At 67.2% G+C, this 15,902-nt stretch carries 15 protein-coding genes; 8 read left to right on the top strand and 7 right to left on the bottom strand.

The genetic code is table 11. The features are described from left to right. Nucleotides 1-30 precede the first annotated feature (30 nt). Together ACU6XJ_RS25895 and ACU6XJ_RS25890 are read right to left on the bottom strand one after the other, a co-directional pair. A complete protein-coding gene (locus tag ACU6XJ_RS25895; RefSeq protein WP_476317002.1) occupies nt 31-1,443 on the bottom strand; it encodes an AMP-binding protein in 1,413 nt (470 codons plus the stop codon). 13 nt (nt 1,444-1,456) lie between these two features. Continuing rightward, a complete protein-coding gene (locus ACU6XJ_RS25890; protein ID WP_476317000.1) occupies nt 1,457-2,725 on the bottom strand; it encodes an SLC13 family permease in 1,269 nt (422 codons plus the stop codon). Nucleotides 2,726-3,032: 307 nt separating this feature from the next. On the opposite strand from ACU6XJ_RS25890, the gene ACU6XJ_RS25885 reads away from it, so the two are divergent. The 4 genes from ACU6XJ_RS25885 to ACU6XJ_RS25870 all read left to right on the top strand — a co-directional run bounded on the left by ACU6XJ_RS25885 (nt 3,033) and on the right by ACU6XJ_RS25870 (nt 7,254). Continuing rightward, on the top strand, nt 3,033-3,755 hold the full coding sequence (locus ACU6XJ_RS25885) for a FadR/GntR family transcriptional regulator (RefSeq protein WP_476316997.1): 723 nt from the start codon (nt 3,033-3,035) through the stop codon (nt 3,753-3,755). A gap of 324 nt (nt 3,756-4,079) precedes the next feature. After that, on the top strand, nt 4,080-5,363 hold the full coding sequence (locus tag ACU6XJ_RS25880; RefSeq protein WP_476316994.1) for a ferric reductase-like transmembrane domain-containing protein: 1,284 nt from the start codon (nt 4,080-4,082) through the stop codon (nt 5,361-5,363). Between the two features lie 45 nt (nt 5,364-5,408). Continuing rightward, on the top strand, nt 5,409-7,016 hold the full coding sequence (locus ACU6XJ_RS25875; protein WP_476316991.1) for an acyl-CoA carboxylase subunit beta: 1,608 nt from the start codon (nt 5,409-5,411) through the stop codon (nt 7,014-7,016). Then, nucleotides 6,904-7,254 carry an acyl-CoA carboxylase epsilon subunit gene (locus ACU6XJ_RS25870; protein ID WP_476316988.1) on the top strand — a complete coding sequence of 117 codons (351 nt, stop codon included), beginning with the start codon at nt 6,904-6,906 and terminating at the stop codon, nt 7,252-7,254. The genes ACU6XJ_RS25875 and ACU6XJ_RS25870 overlap by 113 nt, the downstream gene beginning before the upstream one ends. Here ACU6XJ_RS25870 and ACU6XJ_RS25865 read toward each other — a convergent pair. After that, complete coding sequence (locus tag ACU6XJ_RS25865) at nt 7,170-7,955, bottom strand: response regulator transcription factor (RefSeq protein WP_476316985.1); 786 nt, start codon at nt 7,953-7,955, stop codon at nt 7,170-7,172. The genes ACU6XJ_RS25870 and ACU6XJ_RS25865 overlap by 85 nt on opposite strands. 952 nt (nt 7,956-8,907) lie before the next feature. Between ACU6XJ_RS25865 and ACU6XJ_RS25860 the strand changes: the two genes are divergently transcribed. Next, complete coding sequence (locus ACU6XJ_RS25860) at nt 8,908-10,299, top strand: DUF4185 domain-containing protein (protein ID WP_476316982.1); 1,392 nt, start codon at nt 8,908-8,910, stop codon at nt 10,297-10,299. A 254-nt stretch (nt 10,300-10,553) separates the two neighbouring features. Further along, complete coding sequence (locus ACU6XJ_RS25855; RefSeq protein ID WP_476316979.1) at nt 10,554-11,303, top strand: S1 family peptidase; 750 nt, start codon at nt 10,554-10,556, stop codon at nt 11,301-11,303. Nucleotides 11,304-11,429: 126 nt separating this feature from the next. On the opposite strand, the gene ACU6XJ_RS25850 is transcribed toward ACU6XJ_RS25855, so the two are convergent. The 4 genes from ACU6XJ_RS25850 to ACU6XJ_RS25835 form a co-directional block, all read right to left on the bottom strand. Further along, nucleotides 11,430-11,888: a PaaI family thioesterase gene (locus ACU6XJ_RS25850; protein ID WP_476316977.1), complete on the bottom strand. Its 459-nt coding sequence runs from the start codon at nt 11,886-11,888 to the stop codon at nt 11,430-11,432. Nucleotides 11,889-12,045: 157 nt separating this feature from the next. Continuing rightward, entirely contained in the window at nt 12,046-13,176 is a 1,131-nt protein-coding gene (locus ACU6XJ_RS25845; protein WP_476316974.1) for a serine hydrolase domain-containing protein, read from the bottom strand. A 21-nt stretch (nt 13,177-13,197) separates the two neighbouring features. Continuing rightward, on the bottom strand, nt 13,198-13,698 hold the full coding sequence (locus ACU6XJ_RS25840) for an ArsR/SmtB family transcription factor (RefSeq protein WP_476316971.1): 501 nt from the start codon (nt 13,696-13,698) through the stop codon (nt 13,198-13,200). Between the two features lie 130 nt (nt 13,699-13,828). Next, nucleotides 13,829-14,242 carry a hypothetical protein gene (locus tag ACU6XJ_RS25835; protein WP_476316968.1) on the bottom strand — a complete coding sequence of 138 codons (414 nt, stop codon included), beginning with the start codon at nt 14,240-14,242 and terminating at the stop codon, nt 13,829-13,831. Between the two features lie 335 nt (nt 14,243-14,577). Here ACU6XJ_RS25835 and ACU6XJ_RS25830 point away from each other — a divergent pair, with 335 nt between their 5' ends. Both ACU6XJ_RS25830 and ACU6XJ_RS25825 read left to right on the top strand, forming a co-directional pair. Then, nucleotides 14,578-15,369, top strand: a complete 792-nt coding sequence (locus ACU6XJ_RS25830) for an AraC family transcriptional regulator (RefSeq protein WP_476316965.1) — start codon at nt 14,578-14,580, stop codon at nt 15,367-15,369. A 162-nt stretch (nt 15,370-15,531) separates the two neighbouring features. Then, nucleotides 15,532-15,864, top strand: coding sequence for a hypothetical protein (locus ACU6XJ_RS25825; protein WP_476316962.1), 333 nt, complete (start codon nt 15,532-15,534; stop codon nt 15,862-15,864). Nucleotides 15,865-15,902 lie beyond the last annotated feature (38 nt).

Here is a 15,902-nt window from a genome sequence, read left to right as displayed (position 1 = left end):
GCTCGCACCCGCCGGCTTCCTCCGGTCCGATCAGGGGCGCCCCGGTGTCGGCGGTGCTCGGTGCTCACCGCGGAGCGCCCGCTTGGTCACCTTGCCCATCTCGTTGCGCGGCAGGGCGTCCAGGAAGCGCACCACGCGGGGTCGCTTGTGCGGTGCGAGCAGGCGCGCGACGTGGGCGCTCAACTCGTCGGCGGAGGGCAGCAGCCCCGGGGCGGGCACCACCCAGGCCACCACCCGCTCGCCCCGCTCCTCGTCGGGCTCCCCGGTCACCGCGACCTCGGCCACCTGCGGGTGCTCCAGCAACACGTTCTCCACCTCGCCCGCCCCGATCCTGAACCCGGCGCTCTTGATCAGGTCGGTGGCCCGCCTGCCGACGATGCGCACGTACCCGTCGTGGTCCACGCTGGCCAGGTCACCGGTGCGGAACCAGTTGCGTCGCAGCACCTCGGCGGTGGCCTCGGGTCGGTTGAGGTAGCCAAGGAACAGGTTCGGCCCCGACACCTCGATCTCGCCGATCTCACCGTCCGCGACGGACCTGCCCGCACCGTCGACGATGCGCAGCGACACACCGTCCACCGGCGGTCCGACCGTGGCCGGTCGGCGCTCACCCGAGACGCGAACGCTGCAGTTCATCAGCGTCTCGCTCATGCCGTACCGCTCGACGATCCGCTGCCCGGTGGCGCGGGCGATCCGGTTGTGCACGGTCGCGGGCAGCGCCGCGGAGCCGGACACCAGGACCCGCGCCCGGCTGATCGCCCTCGCCAGCGCCGGATCACGCTCGACGTCGGCGGCGAGGCGGTGGTACATCATCGGCACGCCGAACAGCATCGTCGCGTGCTCGTCGAACTCCGCGGCCACCGCGTCGGTGGAAAACCTGCCGAGGTGCCGCACGGTGCCGCCGCGTCGCAGCGGACCGAGCACACCGAGGATCAGACCGTGCACGTGGTACAGCGGAAGGGCATGCACCAGCACGTCATCGGCCGTCCACGCCCATGCCTTGGCGATCGCGTCGAGGTTGCTGGTGAGCGCCCGGCGCGGCAGCGTGACGCCCTTCGGCGGGCCGGTCGTGCCGGAGGTGTAGATGATCAGGGCGGGCGCCTCCCCGTCCAGGCGGACGGTGGGCAGCGGGGGAGTGGCGGCTTTGGTGAGGTCGATATCGGACTCCCGCAGCACCAGGTCCGGTTCGCTGTCGTCGAGGATGTGCGCGAGTTCGCGGGGACCGAGCGCGGGGTTCAGCGGCACCACCGGCACGCCCGCCGCGATCGCGGCCACCACCGCGACGCAGGTCTGCGGTGACGGGGTGGCGTGCACCGCGATCCGCCGACACCCCGCGATCCGGTGCGCCAGCCGGGCCGCGAGGGCACCGAGTTCCCGGTAGGTCAGTGTGGCGTCGGTGAAGCGCAGCGCGACGCGGTCGCCGCCACTGATCACATGATCAAGCATCAGGTTTCTCCCCTCAACCCAAATTCGGAACCACGAAGAGCAGCCAGACGGCGACCGGCGCGACCGCCACCACGATCCCGCCGTAGACGAGCAGTTGCCGGAAGAAGCGGTCTCGGTCGATCCCCTTGCCGTTGGCCAGCACCAGCGCTCCATTGGTGGAGAACGGGCTGACGTCGACGACGGTGGCGGAGACCGCCAGCGCGGCGATCATGCCGACCGGCCCGACGGTGCCGAGCGCCAGGAACGGCACGGCCAGCGGGACGAGGGCGCCGAGGAGGCCGACCGAGGAGGCGAATGCCGACACGACCGCGCCGACGTAGCAGAGCAGCAGCGCGGCGAGGATAGGGATGGCGATGCGGCTCACCGACCGCCCGACGAGGTCGATCGTGCCGATTCGCTCCAGCAGCGCGACATAGGTCAGCACCCCGCAGATCAGCAGCACGGTGGGCCAGGTGACGTGCTCGACCGCGGCCCGGCTGTGTGCGGGTCGGATGATGCTGAGCACCACCGCGACCGTGATCGCGGTGAGCCCCAGGTCCAAGTCCAGCGCCAGGGTGCCGACCACGATGAAGACCACCCCGGCCAGGGTGGCGATCTGCATGAGGTCGGGCCTCGGCAACGGCGAGGTGTCGGCAGCCTCGACCGCCTCGGTCGCCTCGACCGGATCGCCAGGCCGCTTGCGCCGCCTGAGACCGCCGAGGACGAGGAACAACACCACCGCGATGACCAGGTTCACGCCGAGGCCCGCCAGGAATAACACGATCTCGTTGCCGGGCAGACCGTTGCGCTCGACGAGCGTGTTGACGATCGAACCGTAGATGCTGATCGGCGACAGGCCGCCCGCCTGGGCTCCGTGCACGACCATCGCGCCCATCATCAGCGGGCTGATGCCGTGCTGCGCGGCGAGGCCGAGCGCGATCGGTGCCACGATCGCCACCGCCGCCGGGCTGACCGCACCGATGGCGGTGAGGATCGCGGCGATCGCGAACATCACCCAGGGAATGGCCGCTATGCGTCCGCCGACCAGCCGCATCGCGGCCGCGATCAGCCAATCGGTCGTGCCGTTCGCCCTGGCCAGCGCGAACAGATAGGTGACACCGACCAGCACCACGAAAATATCGCCGGGAAACCCTTCGAAGATCTCCTTGCCATCCAGACCGACGACGAGCGCACCGACAATGAATGCGCCCGCGAAAGCCAGTGCGCCCATATTGATCGGCAATGCCGTCGCCACAATGAACAAGACAGTTAATACGACAACCGCGACCACGTGGGCCGTCATCGCGCCTCCACCCATTGGTAGGGCTGCAGGGTCAGCCACTTCTCATGAATAGGTGTTCTGGTCGCCGGCCGGGCATCACCCGCCAGCGCGCAGGCAAATGCCCGCGCGCCCCTTCCAGGCGACAGGTCGTCGCCCCAAGGAACCAATCACCGCCGTGGCCGGAATTGCGACCAACTGCGCCGTCGTCGCCCCCTCCGCTCCACTGGCAGTGGTTCAGTGGTCCAGCCACTTTCCCACTCATAACGTCTGGACGTCAACCCTGAGTTGGCCCAGTGGATGAACCACTGACCCGCGCTAGACTTGACCAGTGAGCAACCGGAGCAACCTTCTTCGCCCGGTCGCCCGCCAGCGTCTTTATGAGAAGGTCGTTGAGCGGATTCGGCAGTTCGCCAGCCAGGCAGGGCTCAGCGCGGGGGACCGCCTGCCCGCCGAGCGTGAGCTCGCCGAGCGGCTGGGGGTCAGCCGCGCGTCGGTGAAGCAGGCCGTGGTGGTACTCGAGGTCCAGGGCCTGCTCGACGTGCGACACGGCGGCGGCATGTACCTGCGCACCGACAACCTCGACGTCGAGCCGTTGTCCGAGCTGGTGGAACGCAGGCGGCGACTACCGGATGTGCTCGATGCCAGGGAGGCGCTGGAGACCACCCTGGCGAGGCTGGCCGCCGAGCGCAGCACCCCCGCCGAGCGGGTGGCGATCGACGATGCGCTGGCGTATATGGCGCGGGAAATCGATGAGGGGGACTACGGCGTCGAAGGCGATCGCCGGTTTCACGCCGCGGTCGCCGACGCCGCGCACAGCCCGTTGCTCGCCGAGTTCATGCGCTCCATCTCCGAGCAGGTCGCCGAGAGCCGCACCGAGTCGCTGCGCCAGCCGGGCAGGCCCGCTCGCTCGCTCGCCCAGCACCGCAAGATTGCCGATGCCATCCACCGCGGTGACGGGAAGGCCGCCGCCGCTGCCATGCGCAGGCATGTCCAGTCGGTGAGCAAGGTGCGTCTGCTCGATTGGAACCCCGACGAGAATTCCGACGGCTGAGCCGCGGTTCGAACGACCTCGCCGGGCCTTTTCCGAATCGTGGACCCCATGTGAAGATCTCGGAATCGGGGTCTGTCTCGATCATCGTGCGCCTTTCGCCACAATCATGCCGTGTCATTCGCTCGGCTTGGTTGTGATATCCACACGGCGGCAGCTCGCAAGGTGAGGATATGAATTGTGCGTCCGCCTGCTGAGGCTGGACACATGATCCAAAAATTACTCACCGAGGTTCCAGCACAGGGCGGAACCGACTATCTCCCCACCAGGACGCGGATTTCACCGGACAATGTGAATTTGCCCCCGCCGATCACCGGCATCCGAAAATTGCTCAAGCATCCGCAGTTCATGCACTACAACCGATTAGCGGTGCTGATCGTCTCGACGAACATCCTGGTTTTCCTGCTGTTCGGCCTGCAGTGGCTGAGCGGGGACCAGGTGAACCTGGTCGCCATCGCCACCACGGCCCAGGCCAACCTCGCCTTGGCGATCATCCTGCGCCAGCAGTACGTCATCAACCTCATCTGCTGGCTGGCGACCCGTCCGCCGCTGACCTGGCCACTGCGGGTCCGCTGGTTCCTCGCGAAGGTCTACCACTTCGGCGGGCTGCACGTCGGCGGCGCCATCGCGGGAACGGCCTGGTACATCGTGTTCGCCGGCGCGCTGACCCACGATGCCGCGCTGGACTCCCCGCTGGGGATCGCCAACATCGTGCTGGCCTACGCGCTCGTCGTCCTGTTCGTCGGGATGATCGTGATGGCGCACCCGCGACTGCGGACCGTCGCGCACGACCGCTTCGAGGCCACCCACCGGTTCTTCGGCTGGGGTGCGCTGGTGCTGGTGTGGGTGAACACGGTGGTGTTCGCGATCAGCAGGCGCGGCGACGATTCGGTGGCGACCGCGCTGTTCAACTCCGCGACCGTGTGGATCCTCGTGGCCACCACGTTCTCGGCGGCGCTGCCGTGGATGCGGCTGCGCCGCGTTCCCATCACCGTGAAGCGGCCGTCCTCCCACGTCGCGATAGTCGGGTTCCGCCACCGCGGGGTGCAGCCCTTCATCGGCTCGGTGCGGCCCATCAGCCGCCACCCGCTGCTGGGCTGGCACTACTTCGCCAACATCCCCGGCGCGGCAAGCTCCTACGCGAGCGGCTACCGGATGGCGGTGTCCCGAGCGGGGGACTGGACGTCGGAGTTCATCGACAACCCGCCGAGCCACGTGTGGGTCCGCGGCATCCCGACCGCGGGCATGGCCAACGTCCGCATGCTGTTCCACAAGGTGGTGTACGTGGCCACCGGCAGCGGGATCGGGCCGATGCTGGCACATCTGCTGACCAAGGAGGTGCCGGGCCACCTGGTGTGGGCGACGCGCAGCCCCCGAAAGACCTATGGCGACGCGCTGGTGGACGAGATCCTCGAAGCCCGGCCGGACGCGACCATCTGGAACACCGACGAACTCGGCAAGCCCGACATGGTCAAGCTGGCCTACGCCGCCTACCTGCACACCGGCGCCGAGGCGGTCATCTGCATCGCGAACCAGAAGGTCACCTGGCGGGTCGTGTTCGAGCTTGAACAGCGCGGCATCCCCGCATTCGGCCCGGTATGGGACTCCTGAGCGACGACCCGAGCAACGACAAGGACGGCATCGAGCATGACCACGATGAACGACAGACCCCTGACCACCGTCGACCTGCCGCCTGTGGAGAGCGGGAACGGCAACGCGATGAGCGCTCGGCTCGGTGAGCTGAAAGCCCGGCGGGACAAGGTGCTGCATGGGCCAGGACTGCAGGCGACGGCACGGCAGCACGCCCGCGGCAAGCTTAACGTGCGCGAACGGCTGAACATTCTGCTGGACAGGGGCAGCTTCGTCGAGATCGAACCGTTCCGCAGGCACCGCGCCACCGAGTTCGGCATGGCGGACAACCGGCCGCTCGGCGACGGGGTCGTCACCGGATGGGGCACGATCCACGGGCGCACGGTGTTCGTGTACGCACACGATTTCCGGGTGTTCGGCGGCTCACTCGGCGAGGCACACGCACAGAAGATCCACAAGGTGATGGACCTGGCGTTGAACACCGGCGCCCCGCTGATCAGCCTCAACGACGGCGCGGGAGCCCGTATTCAGGAAGGCGTGACCGGCCTCGCGGGCTACGGCGGCATCTTCCAGCGCAATGTGCGCGCTTCGGGAGTGATTCCGCAGATCAGCGTCGTGCTCGGGCCGTGCGCGGGCGGTGCGGTGTACTCGCCCGCGCTGACCGACTTCGTGTTCCTGGTCCGCGACATCGGGCAGATGTTCGTGACCGGACCGGACGTGGTCGCGGCGGTGACCGGCGAGCAGGTCACGCACGAGCAGTTGGGCGGAGCCGATGTGCACGCGGGCTCCTCGGGGATGGCCACGTTCGTCTACGACGACGAAGCGCCCTGCCTGACTGATGTGCGTTACCTGGTCTCGATGCTGCCGTCGAACAACTGCGAGCGCCCGCCCGCGGTGCTCACCGACGACCCGCACGACCGTCCCACCCCCGCCCTGTTGGACCTGGTGCCCGCTTCGGCGAACCGGCCCTACGACATGCGCGCGGTGATCAAGGAAGTGCTGGACGACGGCGAGTTCCTGGAATGCCACCAGGGTTGGGCGCAGAACATCATCTGCGCGTTGGGAAGCATCACGGGCCAGGTGGTCGGCGTCATCGCCAACCAGCCGATGTGCTCCGCCGGGGTGATCGACATCGCCGCGGCCGAGAAGGCCTCGCGGTTCGTCCAGACCTGCGACGCCTTCAACATCCCGCTGGTCACCCTGGTCGACGTGCCCGGTTTCCTGCCGGGAACCGCCCAGGAGCACGGCGGGATCATCCGGCACGGCGCGAAGCTGCTGTACGCCTACTGCGCCGCCGCGGTGCCGCGTATCCAGGTGATCCTGCGCAAGGCCTACGGCGGGGCCTACATCGTGATGGACTCCCGGTCCATCGGCGCCGACCTGTCGTTCGCCTGGCCGACCAACGAGATTGCGGTGATGGGCGCGGAGGGAGCCGCGAACGTGATCTTCCGCAAGCAGTTGGCGACCGCCGCGGACCCGGCCGCCGCGCGGCAGCAGGCGGTCGAGCACTACCGGAAGACCCTGGTACAGCCGTTCCACGCGGCTGAACGCGGCCTGGTGGATGATGTCATCGATCCCCGTGAGACTCGGGCGACGCTGGCTCGCGCACTGGCGATGTTGCAGACCAAGCTGCCGCCGGAGATCCGGCGCGTGCACGGCAACCCCCCGATGTGACGCGATGTCCGACATCCGCATCGTCAGAGGGCAGCCGACCGGTGAGGAACTCGCGGCACTGGTGATCGCCCTCGCGCTGCTCGCCAGGGGACGTCGGGCAGCGGCGGAGCACCCGCCGCTGCCCGGCCCGCGGGCCGGGTTCCAACCGTGGGTTCACAGCCAGCCGTTCTTCACGACCAGGTGGTACGCCTCGGAGCGGGTCCGCACACCGAGCTTGCGCACCACCGTGGCGAGGTAGTTGCGTACAGTGCTGGCGGACAGCCGCATCCGCCGCGCCACCATGGCGATCGGCTCGCCGCTCTCGGCGAGCCGAATCGCCTCCAGTTCCCGCGGCGACAGGGGACACTGGGGTGCGGCCAGTGCGTCGGCGGCCAGATCGGGATCGACGTAGCGGCCGCCCGCGTGCACCTTCCTGATCACCTCGGCCAACGCGCACCCGGAGGAGCCGCGCGGCAGGACGCCCTTCACCCCGACGGTCAACGCGCGGCGCAGGTTGGGGGAGACCCTGCCGGTCAGCATCACCACCTTGCAGGTCGGCACCCGCGATGCCATCTCCGTGGTGACCGCGAACCCGTCCAGGGTGGGCACGTCCATATCGACCACCGCGACGTCCGGCCGGTAGGCCAACGCGGTGCCCACGACATCGCGGCCGTCCTCGACCTTCGCCACCACCTCGATATCCGACTCCCTGCCCAGCAGCACCGCCAACGCGGTGCAGATCAGCAGTTCGTCGTTGGCCAGCAACACCTTGATCGCTGCGGGCTGGTGCGGATAAGCACGTTGGATTCGTGCCTGCTTCCCCGCGCGGCCCGCGGGGTTGTCGATGGCGACGGTGTGTCCGTTGGAGGCCACCAGACCGGCGCGCGGGCCGGCGACGGTGGCCACTCGACTGCCCGCGGGCGATCGCTCCGCCACCTCGCCACGGGTGCGTGAATCCATGAGAGGGCCCCTCCTAGATTTTGGTCACGCAGAGGGGGCAGATCGTCCTCGCTGACGGCGCGTGTCCAACGTAAAACCGCCATCTGCCTGATACAAGATGGTCACGAGCTCTGAACCTTAAAGCTGGATTCTTCGGCCACCCAAGGTAAGCGCCGATCCCGGCCTGACCAGGCGGCTTTCCGCCACGGTTACTCAGCGCGACACCTGAGCGGTATTTCTCTTAATTATCCGTTCGTCAATCACCACATTCCGGAGCGTCACCGAGGTCCGTCCGGGCCAGAGCGGCCGAGTCCGTGACGACCTTCCGGGCGAGCGCCATATGCGACGTCCGCCGAACCGTCGGGGAACGGCAGCCGATTTCGGACATCTGCGGACCACCGTCGGTCCGCGGCTGTTCTTCGGACGTTGGTTGTCCGGTCTGCGTTTCCGGTGCCGAACAACCGGTTCGCAGTACACATCGGGAGTCCAGCCACCGGCCGCGAGGGGAACGATGACTGCAGGCGCGCGTGACTCCGTGATCCAGGTTTCCCAGCACGACAAGAACCCTGTCCGCGCGGTCTGGCGCACAGTGCTGTGGCGCGACCGGTTGGACCTGAGGTTCCAGGACCACGCCACGGTGCTGAGCCTGCTTTCGCTGCACGCGACGGATCCACCTCCCGCCTTGTGCCGGACCCACAGCTGGTAGCCCTGGCGTTCGGCTCATCGGAGCTGGACCAGCGACTGGCTGGTGACGGGATCAACCATCAGTGCCGTGGACTAGCTGCGCTACCGCCGATTCATCGCCGCCTTCGGCAATTTCTATTAGATGTGCAGGCGCGATCTGGCGTTTCATTGGGATTTCATCGGCGGTCGATAACGTCGAGGTGACCCGGGGAGTCGAACTGTCTTGAGGAGCGGTATGCGACACGGCGAGGAAACCAGTGCAGCGGCCCATGGGGGCGAGGCGTCGCGAGTGAGCCGGTCGACGTTTCTCAAGGGTGCGGCGGGGGCCTTGCTTGGTGCGGGCGGTCTGCTCGGGGGACTGGGCAACGCTCCCGCGATGGCCAAGGTCCCTGCCGGTTCCCGTGCGATGGTCAACGCGGGTTACGTCAAGGATCTGACGGGGGAGGAGACCGCGCGGTTCGGCTTCCGCGGCACCGATCTCGGCTTCACCGCGCGGACCAACCACGGCTACTGCATCTCGATCTTCGGTGACACCTTCGACCAGCCCGTGCCGCAGAACAGCACCGGGTGGCGGTCGCCTGTCGGGCTGCGTCAGTCCAATCCGGACATCCACAACGGAATTCGCTGGGACAACTGCATCGGCGGCGATCGGGCCAAGGAGATGATTCCCTACACCCATGTCGATGCGGAAACCGCACGGAATGTGCCCGGACAGGTCTTCACCGAAATCCCCAACGACCTGATCCACCTGCCCGACGGCCGCTACATCATGACCACCTTCGGCGTGCGTGACTGGGCGATCAGGGAAGAGGGCGGGACACCGAGTGCGGGCGGCAGCTGGCGCACCTGGTATTCCCGGCAGTGGACCTCGACCGAGACCCACGCCGAGCACTGGACGCGCACCTGGAACGTGGAGACCAACCAGGAGAACATGGACTTCTGGAACGAGGGCCTCTGGTCGCATTTCCAGAACAACTCCATGATCATGTGGCCGAGTGAGGACTGGGTCTACATCTACGGCACGAACGAGGGCCGGTGGAATGGCGGCGGCATCCACCTGATGCGGGTGCCGTGGGACAAGATGTGGGAGCGTAGCCAGTACACGTTCTGGGGAGCCGACAACTCGGGGCATTGGGACTGGCGGCCGCACGGCCCGTCGACGCCGATCATCGCGGCGCCCAGCCCGTTCGAGGCGATCGGCGAGATCTCGGCCCAGGTCATCGAGGGCCGGGCGGTGTTGTCGTTCCTCAATGGAGGCCGCGGTGCGGTGACCCAGACCGCGCCCTATCCGACGGGCCTGTGGACGGCGCCGAGGACCCAGGTGACGTCGGCCCAGGCGAGGAATCTCTACGCTCCTGTCGTCCATCCCTACTCGACGCTGGGCAGCGCTCAACTGCTGGTCTCGCAGTGGATCGATCCCGGCCCCCACTCGTCGTTCTATGGTGTTCGGCAGTGGTCGGGCTCGGTGAACGGCCGGATCTCGGCCAGGGGAGCGGTCGCCGAGAAGCTGGTCGTGACGACCGACGAACCGGCCTACCCGGGCCACCGTGGCCCACTGTCTCCGCAGTGGCAGCGACTCCCCGCGGCGGAGCAGGTCGCGATCCTCGCCGACAACTGTGACGACCGCGTACGCCGGGAGGACCTCGCGGCCGCGACACACGCCGTGCCCATGCGTCGATGAACACCGGGCGGCGGCCAAAACTCCGCCCGGATACTCAACAATCTGCGGCTCTCGCCTGCGGTGGCTGTTGGATTTTGGCTGGCTGTGGACGTCGACTCCGGACTGCCCAGCAGGTCAGCGCGCCTTTTCGGTGGTGCGTCAACCGGCGGGCCGTGTCCTCTACGTATGTCTCTACGTGATTTTGCCGATGCAGCGCACGCAGGCCGCGGGACAGCCTTTCCCCGCCCGATAACGGTACGGAGAAGGGACGGACCATGCGGTTGCGCACTTTGGTTTCCGCCGCAGGCTTACTGGCCGCGGCCTTGGTATTGCCCGCGAGCCCCGCAGGTGCCGCGGAACCGTTGATCATCGGTGGAAGGCCCGCGTCGGAGAACTATTCGTTCTACACAAAGCTGTTCGAAGGCGGGAAGTTCCGCTGTGGTGCGGCGTTGATCGCCCCGCAGTGGCTGGCCACCGCCAAACACTGCATCACCAGGGCCAACCCGGACTCGGTGCGCGTTGGCGGGACCACGTTGACCACCGGCGAGGAAATCAGGATCGAGCAACTGGTGCCTGGCCCGGGTGGCGTCGACGCGGTCCTGGGTGCGGACTTCGCTCTGATCAAGCTGGCCAAGCCCTCGACCTCGGCCCCCATCGGCATCACCGCTGACCCGCTGAAGACCGCCACGCCGGTCCGGATCATGGGGCACGGTCTGACCTGCCCGGAGCGTGGTTGTGGGCAGCCGCCGGAGCAGTTGCAGGAGTTGGACACCACGCTCGTGACCGGCTGTCTGTTCCAGGACGCCAAGACGGAGTTGTGCGTGGGGGAGCGGTCCGCCAAGGGCGCCTGCTTCGGTGACTCCGGTGGCCCGCTGGTGGTCAAGGTCAACGGCCGCTGGGAACTCGGCGGCACCACCAGCCGCCTTGGCGGCTTGATCCCGCGGTGCGCCTCGGCGCCGTCGGTCTACAACAAGGTGCCGCACTACAAGACGTGGATCGAGCAGCAGACCGGTCCGCTGTCGTAACTGCCGCAACCGCGATAGCCGCTTCCTTCCGTAATGCCGGCGCGGCTCTATGCCCGGCGAGCGAGTGGGGAGCGTGGGCCTGTCCCGCGCTCCCCACCGCTGTTTCTGCCGCTGCCGGGGGGAGTCTCACTGCTCGGTTCGGTCCTGTAGGCGGATCAGGGTCTGCTGTCCCGCCGCGACGAGGGACCGCTGCGCATCCTGCACACCGAACACCTCGAGTCTGCACACGGTGAGGGTCCGCCCGCACTTCAGCACCGTTCCCACCGCGTGGAGGTGATCACCGATGGCCGGGGCCAGCAGGTTGATCTTGTATTCCACGGTGAGCACATCCGTGTCGGCGGGGAACAGGGTGAACGCGGCATAGCCGCCCGCGCTGTCCGCGATGGCGCTGGTTGCGCCCGCGTGGAAGTAGCCGTGCTGCTGGGTCACCTCGGGCCGGGCGGGCAGCACGATGTGGACGCATCCGGGCGTGATCTCCACCAGGCGTGCACCGAGATGACGCATCAGCCCCTGCCGCTCGAAGCTGGCGGTGACACGCTCCCGAACCTCGGCGGATACAACCTCCGGATGGCTCTGATCTTCCATAGGGCTCCTCTTTGCCTCATTATTTCGACTCACTCGATTACTTCAGTGTTAACTGAAAACAACCTGGGAAGACCGTAAGCATCCGAAAGGTCCGACCTCAAGTTCACAACGCCACGAAGCGGGGAGAGGGTCGTCAATCCGTGCGGAGCGCTTTGGGTTAGCGGCGAACGGCGTCAAGGCTGTCCAGCAGGGTGACTCCCAGTTGGTCGACCAACGCGTCCGCGCGAGACATGTTCGCGAGCACCGCGACGCCGGTGCGGGTGCTTGGCGAGATCGCGGCGAACGAGTTGAAGCCGCCGGTTCCGCCGTTGTGCCACACCATGGCGCGTTTGCTGGTGGGCAGCGGCATCACGTGCCAGCCGAGGCCGACGCGCAGCGGCGCATGGTTGGGTGGCGCGAGATGCGGGTGCTGGACCAGGCGGATCGATGGCCGCAGGTATGCGGGCGCGTCGCCCAGCATGGCGTGCAGGTAGCGCAGCAGATCACGGGCGGTTCCGTAGAGCACGCCGGCGCCCGCGAATTCGGGGAGGCGCCAGTCGGGCACCTTGGCGACGTCGCTGTTGTGGCCGGTGGCCTTCCGGGTGCGTTGGTCGGCGCTGAGCCGGGACGTGGTGTCCGTCAGGTCGAGTGGGCGGGCGATCCGGGTGCGAACAAGTGCCTCGTAGTCACCGCCGAAAGGTTGGGCCAGGGCCCGGCCGAGCAGTCCGAACGCCAGATTGGAGTAGGCGTAGTCGGTGCCAGGCTTGTACTGGAGTCTTGTTTCGCGCAGCCCGTCGATCAGGTTCTGTTCGGTGTAGTGGGCGTAGGGATCGTGCGGGTCGAAGCCGGGGGTGGTGGTCAGGTTCGGTGGGATCGACGGCAGCCCGGAGGCATGGGTGGCGAGGTGGCGCAGCGTGATCCCGCCGCTGCCCAGGGACGGCACCGGGAACCGCGCGTCGAGGTGGTCGGCGAGCCGATCGTCTAGGCGGAGGTGACGGCGGCGCTGGGCCTCGGCGAGTGCGAGTGCGGTGAACGTTTTGGTGATCGAGCCGATCTGGAAGATCGATCCGCCGTTGGGGGTCTGCGAGCCCGGGCCTGCCAGCGTCCCGGCGCCCGCCACGTACTCTCCGTCGCGGTCGAACGCACCGATTGTCAGGCCCGGGATGCCTTGAGCCAGTCCTTTTCGCAGCGTCTCCTCGACGAGTGATTTCGGATCCGTGGCCGCGTCCGCGCGTGCGGTCGGCAGCAGGGCGGCCATGGTGCCCGCGGCCACGCCGCCGAGCACAGTTCTCCGGTTCAGTGCGCGCATGTTCCCTCCAGTTTTTCGTAATTACAGCGGCATTGGCGGATGGATCGCGGCGAGCAGCACGAAAAGCGGCACGACGCGGTGGCCTGGCACCTGGTAGCGGCCTCGGCTGGAGGTGTGCAGCCAGCCAGCGGCGACCAGTTGTTTGAGGTGGTGGTAAAGCTGGCCGGTGGTGCCGACCGAGTCGAGTTCTTGAAGGTCGGTGACCGAGTGGGTGCCGGTGAGGATGTGCTGGAGCAGTTGCAGTCGGATCGGGTGGCCGAGCGCGGCGAAAGATGCGCTCGAGTCGGCCCAGCCCAGGTCGAGTAGGGCTTCGGTGCGGGCGCCCTGCTGCCATTCGTAGTGCTCCCCGGTTGGCAGGTTCACCGATCCGGTGAACAGCACGCCGCCGGTCTGCTCGGAGAGTCGGTCACGAAGGCCGTGTAGCGCCCAGAACGTCTCGGGGTCCGGGCCGCTGGTGGCGCCCTCCAGCCGGGCGACCCGCTCCTCCAGCGCGGCGAGCCGCTTCGCTACTCCTTCGATCATGAGATCGAGCATATGAAATTCCGTAATTCTTGCAAGTCCGGTCGACGACATGGCCCACTCCGGGTGGAGTGGGCCGTGCCGTCGACGGGTCGGGGTCCGTCGAGCCGGGGAGTTCAGGCGGGGATGGTCGTCAGAGGCGCTTGAGGCACTTGGTCGCGACGAAGCCGGACCCGATGTACTTCCAGAGGTTGCCGCCGCCGCAGGAGCCGTAGTTGCCTCCGGTCACATTGCCGCAGGTGACGTTGTAGATCGGCTTTCCAGCCGCGATTGAGCCGTTGATGGCAGAACTCCGGTCGGGGTTGCTGTGGATGTTGACGTGGGTTCTCGTGCTGTAGCTGCAGTTGGCCTGTGCTTCGGAGTCTGCGCCGTCGCTGCCGTGGATGACCTGGCTTTGCTGGGTGACTGTGTCCGAGACCGGTGCGGACGCGGCGATTGCAGGCGCGGTGGTGAACGCGAGCGCGGCCAACATGGTGACGACTGTGGCGAAAATGCGTTGAACCATGGTGTTTCCCTTCATTTCCGGCGATTTCCATTGCTCGGTCATGCGGGATCCAGTCGTACTCGGCCGCTTGGCGTTGGTCTTGAACAAATGAGAACCGGGCTCAACTGAGGTTGTCGTCCTTTCAATTCGTTGACAGCTCGGGGTGCGTGAAACCTGATATAGGCCGTGTTTGCGCGTCGCGTGTACGACGCCGGGCGCAGCGTGGGTACGGCGCGAAACGCAGTGAGAAGCCGCTCCTCATGTGACGACGGAGCAATCCCGATTTCTGACGATGGCCTTGGCCAAGTGTCAGGGGAGGGATCACTGTGGTCGGAAGGCGATCAAGGGCTGCGCAGTGCGGATTCGTGGTCGAGCGGATCAGCAGGGGAGACGGCTCGATGAAATCCGCGACCGGAATTCCGCGGAATGTCTTGGCGGGCTATGCGCACAATTACCGGGGTTATCGAAATGAGAAGGGCGGGTCGGCGTTGTTGCGTTTGGTGCCGTCGACGCGGCTGAACCTGGACCTCAGTCTGGGTGTCCGCCCGCGGCTTGTCGGCTCGCACACCGCGCCGGTGGGGGCCGCGTACGGCATGCGCACACGCTCCGCGGGATTGGAGCGGGTCGACGGGGAAGGGGTGTTGGTGGAGCTGTCGCCTCACGGGGCGTATCGGCTGCTGGGTGTGCCGCTGTGGGAACTGACGGATTCGGTGGTGGATCTGGCCGATGTGTGGGGGTGGAAGGCCGAACAGCTCGTGGCCAGGCTGGCGAATGCGTCGGAGTGGGCGGAACGGTTCTCGGTGCTGGATGACGTGCTCGCCGATCGGATCGCGGCAGGCCCGCGACCCGCGCCGCAGGTGGTGTGGGCCTGGCAGCAGTTGTGCCGGTCCAACGGCGGTGTGCCGATTGCGCGGCTGGCGGGCGAGGCGGGCTGGACCCGTAGGCATCTGCTGACGCGGTTCCGTGAGCAGATCGGGCTGACGCCCAAGATGGCCGCGAGGGTGATCCGGTTCCAGTACACCTTGCAACTGCTGCTGCGGCCGGGGCCGCGCCCGTCACTAGCCCGGCTCGCCCAGGTGACCGGCTACAGCGACCAAGCACATCTCACGCGCGAGTTTCGCGCCCTCGCAGGCGTCACACCGGTCGAGCTGGTGGACGCTCAGCCGCACCGCGAATGCGAGGCCGATTGAGCGCGCAATTTCCTATTGGGCAGACCGATTCCAATCGGCGTCTGGTTCCCATTAGTTCAAGACGCGAACCGAGTGGCCGAGTACGACTGGGTCCGCACAGTCGATCGGGTGACCGCCCGGCCGCAACCAGTGACGTGAAGCCGTACCAGGAAAGGCATCGCCATGCGTAGAAAGATCTTCACCGCAGCCGCTACCGTGATCGCAGCGGTCATGTTGACGGCGCCTTTGGTCTTCGCGGTGCCGTCGGCCGCGACCTCGAAATCGACGTTCGCTCGAAGTCAGGTGCAGGCAGAGCTCTGCGATTACCGGGTATGGGCGCCACAAGGCGTACGCGAGCGTCCTTCCGGGCAACACCGTCCGCAAGGGTATATCTACATTGATCTCTCCTGCGGGAGTGTGGTGGGAGGTTATTACCCTGATTGCGGCTCGGGCAGCCTGTGGAAACAGACCAGGACGGGCAGCATGGTGCCCCGCAAGTGCCTCGAACCCATCTGATCCACCGCGTTCGTCGGTGAACCCGACGCTCGACTCGT

The sequence above is a fragment of the Actinorectispora metalli genome, from assembly GCF_056323685.1.
Note: the sequence above shows the minus strand (reverse complement) of the source record. Positions and strands in the feature narration are given on the sequence as shown.

Bases quoted from the DNA above. Each gene is read 5' to 3' on its own strand.
- ACU6XJ_RS25855 (WP_476316979.1), top strand. From the start codon at position 10,554: ATGCGGTTGCGCACTTTGGTTTCCGCCGCAGGCTTACTGGCCGCGGCC.
- ACU6XJ_RS25835 (WP_476316968.1), bottom strand. From the start codon at position 14,242: ATGACCGAGCAATGGAAATCGCCGGAAATGAAGGGAAACACCATGGTT.
- ACU6XJ_RS25840 (WP_476316971.1), bottom strand. From the start codon at position 13,698: ATGATCGAAGGAGTAGCGAAGCGGCTCGCCGCGCTGGAGGAGCGGGTC.
- ACU6XJ_RS25890 (WP_476317000.1), bottom strand. From the start codon at position 2,725: ATGACGGCCCACGTGGTCGCGGTTGTCGTATTAACTGTCTTGTTCATT.
- ACU6XJ_RS25870 (WP_476316988.1), top strand. From the start codon at position 6,904: ATGATGTCATCGATCCCCGTGAGACTCGGGCGACGCTGGCTCGCGCAC.
- ACU6XJ_RS25825 (WP_476316962.1), top strand. From the start codon at position 15,532: ATGCGTAGAAAGATCTTCACCGCAGCCGCTACCGTGATCGCAGCGGTC.
- ACU6XJ_RS25895 (WP_476317002.1), bottom strand. From the start codon at position 1,443: ATGCTTGATCATGTGATCAGTGGCGGCGACCGCGTCGCGCTGCGCTTC.
- ACU6XJ_RS25875 (WP_476316991.1), top strand. From the start codon at position 5,409: ATGAACGACAGACCCCTGACCACCGTCGACCTGCCGCCTGTGGAGAGC.
- ACU6XJ_RS25850 (WP_476316977.1), bottom strand. From the start codon at position 11,888: ATGGAAGATCAGAGCCATCCGGAGGTTGTATCCGCCGAGGTTCGGGAG.
- ACU6XJ_RS25830 (WP_476316965.1), top strand. From the start codon at position 14,578: ATGAAATCCGCGACCGGAATTCCGCGGAATGTCTTGGCGGGCTATGCG.
- ACU6XJ_RS25845 (WP_476316974.1), bottom strand. From the start codon at position 13,176: ATGCGCGCACTGAACCGGAGAACTGTGCTCGGCGGCGTGGCCGCGGGC.
- ACU6XJ_RS25865 (WP_476316985.1), bottom strand. From the start codon at position 7,955: ATGGATTCACGCACCCGTGGCGAGGTGGCGGAGCGATCGCCCGCGGGC.